The sequence below is a fragment of the Algihabitans sp. genome, from assembly GCF_965226985.1.
Taxonomy (GTDB): Bacteria; Pseudomonadota; Alphaproteobacteria; order Kiloniellales; family DSM-21159; genus Algihabitans.
Window position 1 is genome coordinate 4,384,875 of sequence record NZ_OZ245712.1, and the last position, 14,388, is coordinate 4,399,262.

Here is a 14,388-nt window from a genome sequence, read left to right on the forward strand (position 1 = left end):
TTTACGCTGTCCTTGATCCGCAGACAGCCTGCAATCTATGCGAAGTAGGCGGACAAATCAGCATATAAGCATGTTGCGATGCAGCAGCGTGTTACTCTTGGGTCTCCACCAGCGCTGCCAGCAGGCCGGCTGTCTCGTCGTCCAAGATGCCGGTAACCCTCGCCGGGCGGAAACGCCTTTGGAAGGCCGCGACCACGGCGCTGAAGTCGTCCTGCAGAAAGCCATAGCCCAGTTCGGCCAAATGTCCGCGTGCGGTCGCCGGCTCGGGTACAACCTGCCGCGGCTCCGGAATCGCTTGCGCCAAGCCCTCCGCGGCCAGACGGGGCCAGTCGAAAAGCTCCCCCGGATCGGTCTTGCGCAGCGGTGCCACATCGGAGTGACCGACGATACGCGCCGGTGCTATGCCGTACTTCGCCTTCAGCACATGAAGAAGCTCGCTCAGGGCCGTCATCTGAGATTCCGGAAAGGCGCGATAGCCGAATTCGTGGCCCGGATTGACCAGTTCGATACCCAGGGAACAGCCGTTGACATTGGTAACCCCGGCCCAGAAGGCGACGCCGGCATGCCAGGCCCTGCGATGCTCCGGCACTAGGCGGAACACGCGTCCGTCTTCCTCAATCAGGTAGTGGGCCGAAACCTTTGCGACTGGATCGCACAGTCGCTCCAGCGCAGCTTGCCCGGTTTGCATCCCTGTGTAGTGAAGCAGCAACAGGTCCGGTGGGCAGGGTTCGCCACCGCGTTCCGGGCGGGCATCGTGGTTGGGCGAAGGTCGGTCGATCAGGGCGACCATCAGACTCGATCCGCTTCCGGTGCCACGACCCTGGGGCGCCGCAGAATGATGATACCGACACCGGCAACCGTCAGCAGCCCGCCGAGGATCAGACTCAGGGTCAGGGTTTCGCCCAGCACCAAAACTCCTGTCAGCACGCCGAACAGCGGCACCAGCAAGGTGAAGGGCATGGCTGTATTGACCTCGTAGCGACGTAGCAGCCGATACCAGAGCCCGTAGCCGATGACCATGACCACAATTGCATTGTAGGCGATGCAGGCCCAGGCCAGCCAGTCGGCCGCCTGCAGGGAGTCAAGCTGATCTTCCTCCAGGATGAAGGAGGCGGCAAGCAACTGCGGTACCGCGAAAAAACTCATCCAGCCGGCGACGGTCCAGCCATGGAGGCTGTCGAGTTTCTTCACCTGGATGTTGGAGACGGCGAAGATCATTGCCGCTGTGACGACCAGGCCGAGCGACAGGTAGCTGCCGGCCATTTCGGGTTCACCGGCAATGACGGCCACGCCCGCAAAGGCAATGGTCATGCCGAGTGCCCGCCGCCAACCGAGCCTGTCCCCGAAGACAAAGGCGGCGAGCAAGGCCGCGAAGGGGACCTGCAGCTGTATCGCGATTGCCGCAGTCGAAGCGTCTATGCCGCTCAGACCCGTGAACATCAGCGAGAAATGCAGGAAGCCCAGGGTGACGGAAACGAGAAAGACGCCGAGAAACTGCCCGCGCGGAACCGCGACGAAGGGCAGCAGCACTGCGGCGACCAGGGCGAAGCGCAGAGCCGTCATGAAGATCGGTGGAAAGGTTTCCAGGCCTGTCTTGACCACGGCGAAATTGAAGCCCCAGATCGCCATGACAAGTACAAAGGCGGCCACGTCTCGTGGCGCGATCGCGAAGTGGATCATGCGGTGCCTGCCGCCAGCTCTTCGCGCTTCTGCTCCAGTTCCAGCCAGCGCTCTTCGGTGGCGGCGAGGGCCTGCGTCGCCGCTGCGAGCGCGTCGGTGGCTTTGCCGAAGCCGTCCGGATCGCGACTGTAGAGCGCTGGATCGGCAAGGGTCGCCTGAAGCCGGTCGATCTCCGCCTCCAGCTTGGCGATGGCATCTGGCAGGCCGTCGAGCTCCCGTTGTTCCCGATAGGAGAGTTTGCCGGAGGAGCCGCTCTTCGGCTTGGCCGACGGCTTGGACTTGGCGGATCTCGCCGAACTCTGCGGCCCGTCCGACCCCACCCTTCGTGCGTCGGGCAGTCCACCGGCCTGGCGCACGGCATCGCTGAACCCGCCGGGATACTCCTCGGCCCCGCCGGCGCCGTCCATGAGGATCACCGAGGTACAGAGTCGGTCCAGGAAGTCGCGGTCGTGGCTGACCAGAATGAGCGTGCCCTGATAGTCGCCGAGAACCTCTTCGAGGAGGTCCAGGGTATCCATATCCAAGTCGTTGGTCGGCTCGTCGAGCACCAGCAAGTTGGACGGTCTGGCGAGCAGGCGGGCGAGAAGCAGTCGGTTGGCCTCGCCGCCCGACAGGGCCTTGACCGGCTGTTTCACCTGGCTTTCCTCAAACAGGAAGTCGCGCAGATAAGCGACGACGTGGCGTTGACGATCGCCGACCATCACGGAGTCGCCTCCGTCCGGCGCCAGGGTCTTCCAAAGCGTCGCGTCGGGATCCAGGCTTTCTCGGCGCTGGTCGAAAACTGCGATTTCCAGGTTGGTGCCGAGCCGCAGACTGCCGCTGTCCGGTTGCAAGCGGCCGAGCAGCAGGTTGATCAGCGTCGTCTTGCCTGCCCCGTTGCGGCCGACCACGCCGATGCGGTCACCGCGCAGAACGCGGGTCGAGAAGTCTCGGAGAACGGGGCGATGCCTACCGTCTGGCTGTTCATAGGCTTTGCTCAGGTGCTCGGCCTCGATCACCAGCTTGCCGCTGCTGCCGGCTTGGGCCGCCGTCATCTCCACCTGGCCGGGCTGGGACCTCAGCAAGCTGGCGCGGTTGGCCCGCAGATCCTTCAGGCGCGCCAGGCGGCCCATGTTGCGTTTGCGGCGGGCGGTCACGCCACGGTGCAACCAGTGTTCCTCGCGCTCGATGCTCTTGCCCAGACGCTCCAGATCCCGGGCCTCTGCTGCCCGAATCTCCTCGGCCCAAGCCTCGAAAGCGGCGAAGCTCTTGTCCAGGCGATGGGTCTTGCCACGGTCGAGCCAGAGGGTGCGGTTGGACACCTTGGCCAAGAAAGTGCGGTCGTGACTGATGAGTAGCAGCGCACCGCGGAAACGCGCCAGTTCGCCCTCTAACCAGGCGATGGTCGGGAGATCCAGGTGGTTGGTCGGCTCGTCCAGCAGCAGCAGTTCGGGATCGATAACCAGCGCCCGGGCGAGGGCGGCCCTCCGCCCCTCGCCGCCCGAAAGGGTTCCCAGTTTCGCGGCTCCGTCCAAAGATAGCCGGTCCAATGAAGATTCGGCTGAAGCGCGGCGGGCCGGATCGTCCTGTGACAGGCCGTCTGCGACGTAGTCGAGCACCGTCTGGTCCGCCGGCAGCAGCGGCGCCTGCGGCAGGTAGCCCACGCCGGTTCCGGCTTGCAGACTTCGGCTGCCACGATCCAACTCCACCGATCCGGCGAGCACTTTAAGAAGCGTCGACTTGCCGCTGCCGTTCCGCCCGACCAAGGCCGCGCGCTCGCCGCGACTCAAGGCGAGATCCAGGCCCTCGAACAGAGGCTTGCCACCGAAGCCGAGGCGGGCGTCTTTCAGGGCGATGAGGGGCGGTTGTGCGGCCATGCTACGCAGAGATAGCAATCGGACTGCAGCTTTTGCCAGCCAGCTTTCCGCATGGCGCCGTTGCATTAAGGCTTTTAGAGGCCCTTTGAGACTGCTCTGTTCCGTCCCTCTCCCCCACCCGGCCACCCAACGACAGTATCCTGAATGGGTGGCCGGGTGGGGGAGAGGGACGGAACAGACCCGAGAATGGGCCTTCAGGCCTATTCTCAAACAGTTTCTTAGAGGCCTCTGGCTTTCCGAATCTTCTCGTAGGCCTGATTGATGGTTGCCAGCTTCTCGTTTGCCAACTCGACGAACTCGGGCGGCAGGCCTTGAGCGACCAGGCGGTCTGGATGATTCTCGCGCACCAGCTGTCGGTAGGCCGTCTTCACGTCTTCGTCGCTGGCCTCGTGCTTGATGCCCAGGATGGTGTAGGGGTCGCCTTGGTCTGGACCCATGTTGGCTTCGCGGATGCGACTCCACGTCGTTTCCGACAAGCCGAACTCGCGAGAGACAGCGGCCAGGTAGTTGACCTCTTCCGCAGAAATGCGGCCATCGGCCCGGGCGATATGGAAAAGCCCGTCGAGCAGCTCTTCCAGCACGGCGGGATTCTCCCGAAACATGCCGCCGAGCTGGCGCGCGTAAGGCTCGAAGCCGCTCGAGTCCTTGCGCGCGCGATTGAAGATCCGCCCGACGTTCTTCATCTCGTCCGGTGGAACTCGGAAGACTTCCTTGAAGGCGGCCACTTCGTCGGGCGTGACCCGGCCGTCGGCCTTGGCCATCTTGGCGCCGAGGACGATGACCCCCATCGTGAAGGCGATCGACTTGGTGCCGTCAGCCTGCGGCTGGCCGCTGGCTTGCTCGGCCGTCTGAGTCCGCATTACATCGACGGCATGGCCGGCCAGGCCGCCGATCAGCGCGCCTAAGGGACCGCCCACCGCGAATCCAGCGCCTGCCCCGATAATCTTCCCCCAGATCGACATACCGCGCGGTCTGCAGCCCCGTCTTCTGGGCCGGCGTATCGCTCTGAGGCGCCGCGCCGTGCCCGGTTGTGTTTTGCCCCCTGTTGTCTCGCCACCATCATCTCCCGGCCGGCTGCCTAGGGGCAAGCGAAGCCGGTGCTTCCGGGCAAGCTCTCGTGTCCCCGCTTAGGAGATCTTACCGTGGCAGTGCTTGAATTTCTTGCCGGAGCCGCAGGGGCAGGGGGCGTTGCGCTGGACCTTGCCCCAGGTCGCCGGATCGTTCGGATCGGGCTGTGCGCCCGCCACCGGGCGCGCCGCTTCGGCCACGGCAGTACTGCCACGCGCCTGCTGGCCTCCGGCCATCGCCATTTCAGGCTCGCCGGCCGGAGCCATCCCAGCGAGAGCCGGGTCCTGTCGTCCCTCCACCATTTGGGTTGAGGGACGCTGCGGCGTCAGTTGCTCGATGGCCATTTGCGGCCGGATCTCGATGCGCGCAAGCAGGGAGATCGTCTCCTCACGCACCTGCGCCAGCATCTCTTCGAACAGTTCGAAGGCTTCGCGCTTGTATTCGTTGAGGGGATCGCGCTGGGCATAGGCGCGCAGTCCGACGGCCTGACGCAGGTGATCGAGTGACAGCAAGTGGTCCTTCCACTGCTTGTCCAGCACTGTCAGCAGCACGTGCTTCTCGGCGGTCCGCATGATCTGCGGCCCCAGATTTGCGGTCTTGGCCGCCATCTTCTCCTCGACCGTCCGGCTCAGGCGCTCGCGGATCTCCTGATCGGCGATCCCTTCCTCAGCCGCCCAGTCGTGTACCGGCAGATCGAGGCCGAACAGTCGCAGAGCCTCCTCATGGAGCAGGGTGATATCCCACTGCTCGGCGTAGGCTTCCTTCGGGATGCAGCGCGTCACCAGGTCGTCCACCACCTGCTGACGCATCTCGGAGACGGCTTCTTGTACGTCCTCGGCGCGCATCAGGTCGCGACGCTGTTCGAAGACCACCTTGCGCTGGTCGTTCATGACGTTGTCGAACTTGAGCAGATTCTTGCGAATCTCGAAGTTTCGCGCCTCGACCTTCGACTGTGCCTTCTCAAGCGCCTTGTTCACCCAGGTATGGGTGATGGCTTCGCCTTCCTCCAGTCCGAGTCGTTTCAGCATGGATTCCATCCGCTCGGAGCCGAAGATCCGCATCAGATCGTCTTCGAGGGACAGGAAGAAGCTGGAGGCGCCGGGGTCGCCCTGACGGCCGGAGCGGCCGCGCAACTGGTTGTCGATACGACGGCTCTCGTGCCGCTCGGTTGCAAGCACGAAAAGTCCGCCGGCTTGCTTCACGATCTCCCGGTTGGCTTCGACCTCGGTCTCGATCTCGCCGATCTTCTTCTGTCGCTTGGTTTCGTCCTCGATCGGTTCGGCTTCCTGCTGGATTCGCATCTCGACATTTCCGCCGAGTTGGATGTCCGTACCGCGGCCCGCCATGTTGGTGGCGATTGTCACCGCGCCCGGCGCACCGGCCTGGGCGATGATGAAGGCCTCCTGCTCGTGATAGCGGGCGTTCAGGACGTTGTGCGGAATGCGCTTCTTCTTGAGCAGGTCCGCCAGGTATTCGGACTTTTCGATCGAAACGGTGCCGACCAGGACGGGTTGCTTGCGGACACGGCACTCTTCGATCTGTTTGGCGATCGCTTCGTACTTCTCGCGAGCCGAACGATAGACCTCGTCGTCGTTGTCCTGGCGGGCGACCGCCTTGTTGGTCGGAACGTCGATGACTTCCAGGTCATAGATTTCCCGGAACTCGTCGGCCTCGGTCATGGCCGTGCCGGTCATGCCGGCCAGCTTGGGATAGGCGCGGAACAGATTCTGGAAGGTGATGGAGGCCAGTGTCTGGTTCTCCATCTGAACCGTCACACCCTCCTTGGCCTCCAGGGCCTGATGCAAGCCGTCGGAGTAACGCCGGCCCTCCATCATGCGCCCCGTGAACTCGTCGATGATTACGACTTTGTCGTTCTTGACGATGTAGTCGGTGTCGCGGTTGAACAGCTTGTGCGCACGCAGCGCCTGATTGACGTGGTGCAGCAGACCGATGTTGTGAACGTCGTAGAGCGATCCGCTCTCCATCATACCCAATTCGGTCAGGATCTCCTCGACCCGCTCCGTTCCGCTGTCTGTCAGCGTGACGGAGCGCGCCTTCTCGTCCTTCTCCCAGTGTTCTTCTTCCAGGCGCGGCACGACCTTGTCGGTCGCCTTATAGAGTTCGCTGGAGTCCTCGGCCGGGCCGGAGATGATTAGCGGCGTGCGCGCCTCGTCGATCAGGATTGAGTCGACCTCGTCGACGATGGCGAAGTACGGGTCTCGCTGGACCATGTCCTCGAGCCTGAACTTCATGTTGTCGCGCAGGTAGTCGAAGCCGAACTCGTTGTTGGTGCCGTAAGTGACGTCGGCCGCATAGGCGGCGCGTCGCTCCACGTCGGTGAGGCCATGAACGATGCAGCCCACTTCCAGGCCCAGGAAGCGGTAGATCGCGCCCATCCAGGCGCTGTCGCGCCGCGCGAGGTAGTCGTTCACCGTGACGACATGAACGCCCTTGCCCGGTAGAGCATTCAGATAGACGGCCAGTGTGGCGACCAGGGTCTTGCCCTCGCCGGTCCTCATCTCGGCGATGTCGCCGCGATGCAGAACCATGCCGCCGATCAATTGAACATCGAAATGACGTTGCCCCAGTGTACGCTTGGCCGCCTCTCGCACGGCGGCGAAGGCTTCGCTCAGCAGCGCATCCAGCCTCTCGCCCTGCTCCAGCCGGCCGCGGAATTCGACAGTCTTGGCCGCAAGTTGTTCGTCGTTCAGCCCCTCGTACTCGGGCTCGAGCGCGTTGATGCGCTCAACCTCTTTCCGCAAAGACTTGACGAGGCGGTCGTTGGCGGACCCGAAGAGCCGCTTGGCGAACGATTGGAGCATTCGGTCGGGGGTCCTTGATTGCGCGCGACGGGCGGGCTGCCGGTCCGGCAAGGCGCGCGTGGAAAGGCCCTGGCACTGGCGCGGCTGTCCGCTGCTGACAGATATGCGCCACCGCTTGGCCTGTCAACGAAAGGCCCGGAAGAGCCGGCTGCGCAATCTTGGCTCCGGACCTCGGCAAACGGCCGCACTTGCGCCGCAAAAGTGCTGCTGTATGGTGCCGCCCTCCCTGCGGGGGCCATTTTGCCGTCGTTGCAAGACTTGGCCCCCTAGCCGGGGAGGCTCAATCGACCCGAACCGGGAGTTCCGCATGTCCGTCTTCCGCTGCGCCGCGGCCTCAGCTTTCGCCGTGCTTTTCGCAGTCATTGCTGCGCCTGCCTTGATTTCTCCTGCACAGGCGCAGTCCGGTGACGACGAGAATCAAGTGGTCGCTGTGGTCAACGGCGCCGAGATTCGCGTCTCCGACGTGCTGGAGATGATTGGACGCTTGCCGCAGAACGTGCAGATGCAGGCCTTTTCCAACATGCCGGCCATGATCGAGCGCACCATCGATCTCGAACTGATCCTAAAGGCGTCGGAGCAGGCCGGGCTTCGGGAGGACCCGGAGGTGCAGGAACAGATCGAGGTCATCGCGCGCGACGTAATGCGCCAAACCTATCTCGAAAGGCTGGCTGAGGACGCTGTCACCGAGACCGAGCTCCAGCAGGCTTACGACACCTATCTAGCCGACAATCCCCCGGAAGAGGTGCGGGCGCGCCATATCCTCGTACAGAGCGAGGCCGAGGCTGTGGAGATTATCGGCCAGTTGGATGGCGGTGCCGATTTCGCGACCTTGGCGCAGGAGAAATCGACGGGGCCGACCGGCGAGAACGGCGGCGATCTCGGTTACTTCCAGCGCGGCCAGATGGTCGCGCCCTTCGCCGAGGCTGCCTTCAGCCTGGACCCGGGGACCTACACGGCCGAACCCGTTCAGACCCAGTTCGGCTGGCATGTGATCCTGGTCGAGGACAAGCGCACCAATGAGCCGCCGAGCCTCGCAGACCTGGAACCCCAGTTGCGCCAACAGTTGGAGCAGGACGCGATCCAGGCGCATCTGTCCGAGCTGCGCGAGGGTGCGGAGATCGAGGTCGTGGAGCCGGAAGCGCCCGCAGAGCCCGGAGCCGAGCCTCCAGTCGAGTAACGAGTGTCCGGGACGACGCCGATGAAGTTGGCCCGATCGCCGCTGGCGCCAGGAAGCATGCCTGAGCTCGAGGCTGTGGGCGGCCTACGTGGGATCGCTCTGGCCGCCGGTCTCCGGTACCAGGGACGCGACGATCTTCTCCTGCTGCACTTTCCCGAGGGCGCGAGCGTTGCCGGGACCTTGACGCGCTCGCAAACGCCGGGGGCACCCGTCGAGTGGTGCAAGGCCCATCTTCCCGCCGGACGCGCTGCAGCCTTGCTGGTTAATGCGGGCAATGCCAACGCCTTCACCGGTCGCCGTGGCCGCAGAAGCGTCGAGCGCGCGGCCGAGGCCGTGGCGGAGGCTTTGGACTGTCCTCCCGAGCAGGTCTTCCTCGCTTCGACCGGTGTTATCGGCGAACCGCTGCAGGACGATCGGATGGTCGCGGCTATCCGCACCGCCGCCGATGGTCTCGGCGAGTTGGATTGGGGCCGAGCGGCCGGCGCCATCACGACCACCGACACCTTTCCGAAGGCCGCCACGCGGCGCTGTGAGATCGACGGTCGGCCTGTCGTTCTGACCGGGATCGCCAAGGGATCCGGCATGGTCGCTCCCGATATGGCGACCATGCTGTCTTTCGTTGCGACCGATGCCGGTCTGCAGCCGGATGTTCTCCAAGCGCTCCTGGTTCGCGCGGTCGACTGCTCCTTCAACTGCATTACCGTCGATGGCGATACCTCGACCAGCGACACCGTTCTGCTCTTCGCGACCGGCTCGGCGGGTCGCTGCGACGCCGTTTCGGCCGATGATGTGCGTCTTGCAGACTTTGCCGCCGCCCTCGACGCTCTTCTCATAGAGCTGGCACAGCTCGTCGCGAGAGACGGCGAGGGCGCCCAGAAGCTTATCACCCTCTCTGTGCTTGGCGCGCTGGACGCTGCCGCGGCCCGGCGTATCGGCTTGGCCGTCGCCAACTCGCCCTTGGTCAAGACCGCGGTTGCCGGCGAAGACGCCAATTGGGGGCGCATCGTGATGGCCGTCGGCAAGTCGGGCGAAGCGGTCGACCGCGACCGTCTTGCGATTTCGATCGGGGGCGTCGTCATCGCTCGCGACGGAGAGCGGGTGCCCGACTACGACGAAACGCCGGTTGCGGCGCACATGCGGGGCCGGGAGATCGAGATCGAAGTCGATATCGGGCTTGGCCAAGGCGCCGCGCGGGTTTGGACCTGCGACCTCACGCACGGCTATATCGATATCAACGCCGACTACCGGAGCTAGCCGCGATGGACAGTCCAGAGCAGCCGGGGGGCTGCTGGCAGGCGCAGCCACGGCAGACCGGCGGCAAGCCGATCGTGCTCGTCGCGGCGGCCGCTCTCGTCGATCCCGATGGCCGGGTTCTGATCGCGCAGCGACCGCCCGGTAAGTCGATGGCCGGTTTGTGGGAGTTCCCAGGCGGCAAGGTCGATCCCGGCGAGACGCCGGAGGCGGCGTTGGTGCGTGAACTCCAGGAAGAACTGGCAATCGAAACGCGTAATTCCTGTCTGGCCCCGATCGCCTTCGCGAGCCACGGATACGATGATTTCCATCTGCTGATGCCCCTCTTCGCCTGCAGGGTCTGGAACGGACGGCCGGAACCGCGCGAGGGGCAGCGTCTGGCTTGGGTGGTTCCCGTCCGGCTGGCCGACTATCCCATGCCGCCCGCCGATCTGCCCCTGATCCCGTTGCTGCGCGACCTCTTGTAACACTGGTCGACGACCTGTCCTTACAGGCGAAAAAGAATATCTATTATGCAGCCATGGGTCGCTTGCTCGCATAGGACGAGCGCGCAAGGTTAACGCTATCTCGGATAGCAGAGGGCGGTAGGCGTGCATGCAGCGGTCCCGCGATGGAACGCGCGAAGACACAAGAACCGACAGTACGTTGGTCAGTCGAAACGTCACTGTTCGCGGCCGGCGTACCTCCTTGCGACTTGAGCCGGCGATGTGGGAGGCGTTCGCAGAGGTCTGCAACCGAGAGGCGGTGACGCCCTCCGTTCTCTGCAGCGAAATCGACCGCACCCGGGATCCCAAGGGGTCCTTGACGGCTGCCGTTCGCGTCTTCCTGCTGGCCTACTTTCAGGAGGCGGCTACGGAGCAAGGGCATCGGCAGGCCAGTCACGCCTCGCCGTCTTCCTGACCGACTCTTGGCCGGACGACCCGTCTTGCCGAATGGGGCTCTAGGCCCCTGGACGTCTTGCAGGGTTCGCCTTGTCGCCGGCAGCCCGTTCCACCGTGTCGAGCGCATCGGCCAGCCGCGTCGTGGCGCTCCCAGGGCGCAGCGGTTGCTGCTGGGCCTCATGCGGTGCCCAGGCCGTCATGTAGAGAATCTGGAAGGTAACTGGGATCCGGCCGTCCGGTTGGGCGAAGCGTTGAGCGTAGATCTCCGCCATACGTGCAAACAACGCACGCCTCGAAAGGCCGCGCGGGCGCTCTTGAACCGCGTTGGTTTCCGCCATGCCGCGCAGATCCCGCAGCAAGCCGAAGGGGTCGCCGTAGGTCACCGTGATTTCGTCCTGATCGACGACCGGCAAGGCGAAACCGGCACGCTGCAGAAGGCTGCCGCAGTCGCGCACCTCCGCGAAGGGGCTGATTCGCGGCGAGAGCCCGCCCGTCAGTTCAAGTTCCGCTTCCATGAGGGCTACCCGCAATTCATGCAGGCTCTCTCCCCCAAGCAACGCACCGAGAAACAGACCGTCAGGCTTGAGGCTGTGGCGGAGTTGCAGCAGCGTGCCAGGCAAGTCGTTGACCCAATGCAGGTTCAGGACCGAGAGCGCCAAGTCGAAGCTTTGCGGGCCAAAGGGCAGAGCCTCTTCGTCGGCGACCAACGCCGGCCATCCCGTCCCGGCGGCCTGCCGGGCCATCGCGGCCGCGACATCGGATTGTATCAGCCGGTCCACCTTTTGGATGCCGGGCAGAAGCTGTGCGACGGTGCCGCCGTGGCAGCCGAGATCCAGAGCGACGTCAAAGCTACGATTGATGTCGCGCAATCGGTCGAGCAGGCGTTCGGCAACCTCCCGCTTCAGAAAGTCGTGTTGCGGCCAGGAGGCCGCGCTGCGTTCGCGGTGGGCGCGCACGGCCGCCCGATCGAAAACCTGCATGCTATCCGCCATGACCTCGGATATGGCGCAAGATACGGCAGAGGCCAAGCATGAAGGCCGCACTGTGGTTGCGCCGGTTGGTGGTCGACCTCGCAGTGCCTGGAGTGGCGGCCTTGAGTCGGGTGGTCTTGGACGCGCTTCTGCCACCGCGCTGCCTCGTGACCAATGCGCCGGTAGACCGGCCGGGCCAGTTGAGCCCCGATGCTTGGCAGGCCGCGGATTTCATCGCGTCGCCGCTATGCGCCTGCTGTGGAGTGCCCTTCGAGGTGGATCCGGGGCCGGGCGCGCTCTGCGGTGCTTGCGCACGGGCGCAGCCGGCCTACGACCGGGCACGTGCAGTGATGCGCTACGACGACGCGTCCCGTTCGCTTGTGCTACGCTTCAAGCATGCTGACCGAACCGAGGCTGCGCCGGCCTTCGCGCGCTGGATGGCGCGGGCCGGTGCGGCGCAACTCGAAGCTTGCGATCTGATCGTTCCGGTTCCGCTGCATCGCTGGCGGTTGCTGCGCCGGCGTTACAATCAAGCGGCCCTGCTTGCCCATCAGCTCGGGCGTCTCAGCGGCAAGCCGGTCGTTCCGGATCTGCTTGTGAGACGGCGTAATACACCGAGCCAAGGCAAGCTCAGCCGAGCCCAGCGTCAGCGCAATGTTCGCGGCGCTTTCCTGGTCGCTACGCGCTGTCGTGCAGGAGTCTCTGGGGCAAAGGTTCTGCTGGTGGACGACGTAATGACGACCGGCGCCACCCTAGAAGCTTGTGCCAAGGTCCTCAAGCGGGCCGGCGCCGCACGAGTGGACGTCTTGACCCTCGCGCGCGCGGTTCGGCCGCACCAAGGGTGATTTACCTCACAGAGCGGGTGAAATTCACCTTTGACCCACAGCGCCCTGACAAATGCGGTCGATTACCCATATCATGCCCAATCTCGGGAACTCTGGAGGCCCCATGGCGAAGATCGAGGTCTACTCCAATCTCTTTTGTCCTTTCTGCTACAGAGCTAAGAAGCTTCTGAAGCTGAAAGAGCAGCAGTTCGACGAGATCGACGTGCTGACCCATCCGAAACGCAAGGCGGAGATGGTCGAGCGCGCAGGGGGCCGCACGTCGGTACCGCAGATCTTTATCGACGGCTACCATGTCGGCGGTTGCGACGAGCTCTACGAGTTGGAGGCCGACGGCAAGCTCGATCCGCTGCTACAAGGGCAGGCGACATGACGACGGCCTTTCGAGCCGCTTGCGTCCAGATGACCTCCGGTCGGGAGCTGCGTCCCAATATTGCCGACGCCGTAGCGCTCATTGATCGGGCGGCCGACGCAGGCGCGACCTTCGTGGCCACTCCCGAAAATACGACTCAGATCGAGCCGAAGAAGGCGCGCATGCTGGCGGAGGCCGAGAGCGAGGACACTCATCCGGCGATTCCGGCTTTTTCCGAAGTGGCGGCCAATCGCGGGCTCTGGCTGCTTATCGGTTCCTTGACCGTCAAGCTGACCGATAGCCTCTGTGCGAACCGCTCGATCCTGTTCGCGCCTTCCGGAGCCATCGCGGCGCGCTACGACAAGATTCATATGTTCGACGTCGATATTCCCGACGGTCAGAGCTATCGGGAATCCGCAGCCTTCCAGCCGGGAACGGAGGCTGTGGTGGCTGACCTGCCTTGGGCGAGGGTGGGGCTGAGCGTCTGCTACGATCTGCGCTTCGCCCGACTTTATCGCACGCTGGCCAAGGCGGGGGCGAATGTTCTGACCGTACCCGCCGCCTTTACCGAATTCACCGGTCGGGCTCACTGGCATGTTCTGCTGCGTGCCCGCGCAATCGAAACCGGCTGTTTCGTGATCGCGCCGGCCCAGTGCGGCGAGCATGCCGGTGGGCGCCGGACCTACGGTCACAGCCTGATCGTCGCTCCTTGGGGCGAGGTGTTGGCCGACGGAGGCGAGCAGCCGGGAGTCGTGACGGCCGACATCGACCTGAGCAAGGTCGAGGAAGCCCGCACCATGGTGCCGGCCTTGAGCCACGACCGTTCCTTTGCGTCCCCCGATGGCCCCTCGCTGCGACAGGCGGGAGAGTAGAGGGCCGCCTCGGATCCGGGTAAACGCAGGCGCGTGGCGAACCCGCTGGTTCTAACAGATCGCCGCAATGCGTTGTACGCAGGAAGGCTTGGGTGTCGCGACCTCCAGGTCTTCGTAGGCCAGGACGCGCAGACGGCCGCGTGCAGTTTCCAGAAGTTCGCCCGGGGTCAGCAGAAAGTCCGGATTGCTCGGTCTGCCAAAGCGTTCGTTGCCTTCGGCAAAGGTCTCGTAGAGCAGCAGGCCGCTGGGCGCGACCGCCTCGACCAGGGCGGGCAGCAGCGGGCGATGCAGATAGTTCGTGACGACAACGGCTGCAAAACGGCGATCACTCAATGGAAAGGGACGGCCATCTTCCAGGTCTAGTTCCAGCCTTTCCAAGCCGGCAGCGCCGCCGAGATCCGACAGACCTGAAAGATCCTTGTCCACCGCCGTGACGGAATGGCCGCGTGCCAGAAACAGGCGCAGGTGTCGACCGCTGCCGCAGGCCAGGTCGAGCACGGGCCCGCTGCGAGGGACCAGCGGGGCAAAGCGGCAAATCCAGGCGGACGGTGCGAGACCGGAATGCGCTGAAGCGAGCGTTTGCATGCGCCTGTCGATCCTTCCGGGGGTGAGTCAT

At 64.4% G+C, this 14,388-nt stretch carries 14 protein-coding genes; 7 read left to right on the top strand and 7 right to left on the bottom strand.

Going from position 1 to position 14,388, the window contains the following annotated elements:
* Nucleotides 1-91: 91 nt before the first annotated feature.
* From ACO054_RS20155 to secA, 5 genes are all read right to left on the bottom strand, one after another.
* Nucleotides 92-790: an N-acetylmuramoyl-L-alanine amidase gene (locus tag ACO054_RS20155; protein ID WP_421708377.1), complete on the bottom strand. Its 699-nt coding sequence runs from the start codon at nt 788-790 to the stop codon at nt 92-94.
* Complete coding sequence (locus ACO054_RS20160) at nt 790-1,680, bottom strand: DMT family transporter (protein WP_421708378.1); 891 nt, start codon at nt 1,678-1,680, stop codon at nt 790-792. Before ACO054_RS20160 ends, ACO054_RS20155 begins: the two co-directional genes overlap by 1 nt.
* Nucleotides 1,677-3,536, bottom strand: coding sequence for an ATP-binding cassette domain-containing protein (locus ACO054_RS20165; protein WP_421708379.1), 1,860 nt, complete (start codon nt 3,534-3,536; stop codon nt 1,677-1,679). The genes ACO054_RS20160 and ACO054_RS20165 overlap by 4 nt, the downstream gene beginning before the upstream one ends.
* 218 nt (nt 3,537-3,754) lie before the next feature.
* Entirely contained in the window at nt 3,755-4,498 is a 744-nt protein-coding gene (locus ACO054_RS20170) for a TerB family tellurite resistance protein (protein ID WP_421708380.1), read from the bottom strand.
* Between the two features lie 165 nt (nt 4,499-4,663).
* On the bottom strand, nt 4,664-7,426 hold the full coding sequence (secA, locus tag ACO054_RS20175; protein ID WP_421708381.1) for a preprotein translocase subunit SecA: 2,763 nt from the start codon (nt 7,424-7,426) through the stop codon (nt 4,664-4,666).
* Between the two features lie 307 nt (nt 7,427-7,733).
* On the opposite strand from secA, the gene ACO054_RS20180 reads away from it, so the two are divergent.
* The 4 genes from ACO054_RS20180 (at nt 7,734) to ACO054_RS20195 (ending at nt 10,754) form a co-directional block, all read left to right on the top strand.
* Entirely contained in the window at nt 7,734-8,603 is an 870-nt protein-coding gene (locus ACO054_RS20180) for a peptidylprolyl isomerase (protein WP_421708382.1), read from the top strand.
* Nucleotides 8,604-8,660: 57 nt separating this feature from the next.
* Nucleotides 8,661-9,857 carry a bifunctional glutamate N-acetyltransferase/amino-acid acetyltransferase ArgJ gene (gene argJ, locus ACO054_RS20185; protein ID WP_421708383.1) on the top strand — a complete coding sequence of 399 codons (1,197 nt, stop codon included), beginning with the start codon at nt 8,661-8,663 and terminating at the stop codon, nt 9,855-9,857.
* A 5-nt stretch (nt 9,858-9,862) separates the two neighbouring features.
* Complete coding sequence (locus tag ACO054_RS20190) at nt 9,863-10,321, top strand: (deoxy)nucleoside triphosphate pyrophosphohydrolase (RefSeq protein WP_421708384.1); 459 nt, start codon at nt 9,863-9,865, stop codon at nt 10,319-10,321.
* A gap of 127 nt (nt 10,322-10,448) precedes the next feature.
* The gene (locus ACO054_RS20195; protein ID WP_421708385.1) at nt 10,449-10,754 is read left to right on the top strand and encodes a ribbon-helix-helix domain-containing protein; all 306 of its coding nucleotides are present in this window, start codon (nt 10,449-10,451) and stop codon (nt 10,752-10,754) included.
* A gap of 40 nt (nt 10,755-10,794) precedes the next feature.
* Here the strand turns inward: ACO054_RS20195 and ACO054_RS20200 are convergent, their stop codons facing one another.
* Complete coding sequence (locus ACO054_RS20200; RefSeq protein WP_421708386.1) at nt 10,795-11,715, bottom strand: methyltransferase domain-containing protein; 921 nt, start codon at nt 11,713-11,715, stop codon at nt 10,795-10,797.
* Nucleotides 11,716-11,765: 50 nt separating this feature from the next.
* Between ACO054_RS20200 and ACO054_RS20205 the strand changes: the two genes are divergently transcribed.
* The 3 genes from ACO054_RS20205 (at nt 11,766) to ACO054_RS20215 (ending at nt 13,772) form a co-directional block, all read left to right on the top strand.
* Complete coding sequence (locus ACO054_RS20205; protein WP_421708387.1) at nt 11,766-12,551, top strand: ComF family protein; 786 nt, start codon at nt 11,766-11,768, stop codon at nt 12,549-12,551.
* Nucleotides 12,552-12,654: 103 nt separating this feature from the next.
* The gene (grxC, locus tag ACO054_RS20210) at nt 12,655-12,921 is read left to right on the top strand and encodes a glutaredoxin 3 (RefSeq protein ID WP_421708388.1); all 267 of its coding nucleotides are present in this window, start codon (nt 12,655-12,657) and stop codon (nt 12,919-12,921) included.
* On the top strand, nt 12,918-13,772 hold the full coding sequence (locus tag ACO054_RS20215; RefSeq protein WP_421708389.1) for a carbon-nitrogen hydrolase family protein: 855 nt from the start codon (nt 12,918-12,920) through the stop codon (nt 13,770-13,772). The genes grxC and ACO054_RS20215 overlap by 4 nt, the downstream gene beginning before the upstream one ends.
* A gap of 51 nt (nt 13,773-13,823) precedes the next feature.
* On the opposite strand, the gene ACO054_RS20220 is transcribed toward ACO054_RS20215, so the two are convergent.
* Nucleotides 13,824-14,357, bottom strand: coding sequence for a class I SAM-dependent methyltransferase (locus ACO054_RS20220; protein ID WP_421708390.1), 534 nt, complete (start codon nt 14,355-14,357; stop codon nt 13,824-13,826).
* Nucleotides 14,358-14,388: the final 31 nt, after the last annotated feature.

What these genes read in the sequence shown, in the direction of transcription:
- ACO054_RS20155 (WP_421708377.1), bottom strand. Translation starts at nt 790, where the DNA reads ATGGTCGCCCTGATCGACCGACCTTCGCCCAACCACGATGCCCGCCCG.
- ACO054_RS20160 (WP_421708378.1), bottom strand. Translation starts at nt 1,680, where the DNA reads ATGATCCACTTCGCGATCGCGCCACGAGACGTGGCCGCCTTTGTACTT.
- ACO054_RS20165 (WP_421708379.1), bottom strand. Translation starts at nt 3,536, where the DNA reads ATGGCCGCACAACCGCCCCTCATCGCCCTGAAAGACGCCCGCCTCGGC.
- ACO054_RS20170 (WP_421708380.1), bottom strand. Translation starts at nt 4,498, where the DNA reads ATGTCGATCTGGGGGAAGATTATCGGGGCAGGCGCTGGATTCGCGGTG.
- secA (WP_421708381.1), bottom strand. Translation starts at nt 7,426, where the DNA reads ATGCTCCAATCGTTCGCCAAGCGGCTCTTCGGGTCCGCCAACGACCGC.
- ACO054_RS20180 (WP_421708382.1), top strand. Translation starts at nt 7,734, where the DNA reads ATGTCCGTCTTCCGCTGCGCCGCGGCCTCAGCTTTCGCCGTGCTTTTC.
- argJ (WP_421708383.1), top strand. Translation starts at nt 8,661, where the DNA reads ATGCCTGAGCTCGAGGCTGTGGGCGGCCTACGTGGGATCGCTCTGGCC.
- ACO054_RS20190 (WP_421708384.1), top strand. Translation starts at nt 9,863, where the DNA reads ATGGACAGTCCAGAGCAGCCGGGGGGCTGCTGGCAGGCGCAGCCACGG.
- ACO054_RS20195 (WP_421708385.1), top strand. Translation starts at nt 10,449, where the DNA reads ATGCAGCGGTCCCGCGATGGAACGCGCGAAGACACAAGAACCGACAGT.
- ACO054_RS20200 (WP_421708386.1), bottom strand. Translation starts at nt 11,715, where the DNA reads ATGCAGGTTTTCGATCGGGCGGCCGTGCGCGCCCACCGCGAACGCAGC.
- ACO054_RS20205 (WP_421708387.1), top strand. Translation starts at nt 11,766, where the DNA reads ATGAAGGCCGCACTGTGGTTGCGCCGGTTGGTGGTCGACCTCGCAGTG.
- grxC (WP_421708388.1), top strand. Translation starts at nt 12,655, where the DNA reads ATGGCGAAGATCGAGGTCTACTCCAATCTCTTTTGTCCTTTCTGCTAC.
- ACO054_RS20215 (WP_421708389.1), top strand. Translation starts at nt 12,918, where the DNA reads ATGACGACGGCCTTTCGAGCCGCTTGCGTCCAGATGACCTCCGGTCGG.
- ACO054_RS20220 (WP_421708390.1), bottom strand. Translation starts at nt 14,357, where the DNA reads ATGCAAACGCTCGCTTCAGCGCATTCCGGTCTCGCACCGTCCGCCTGG.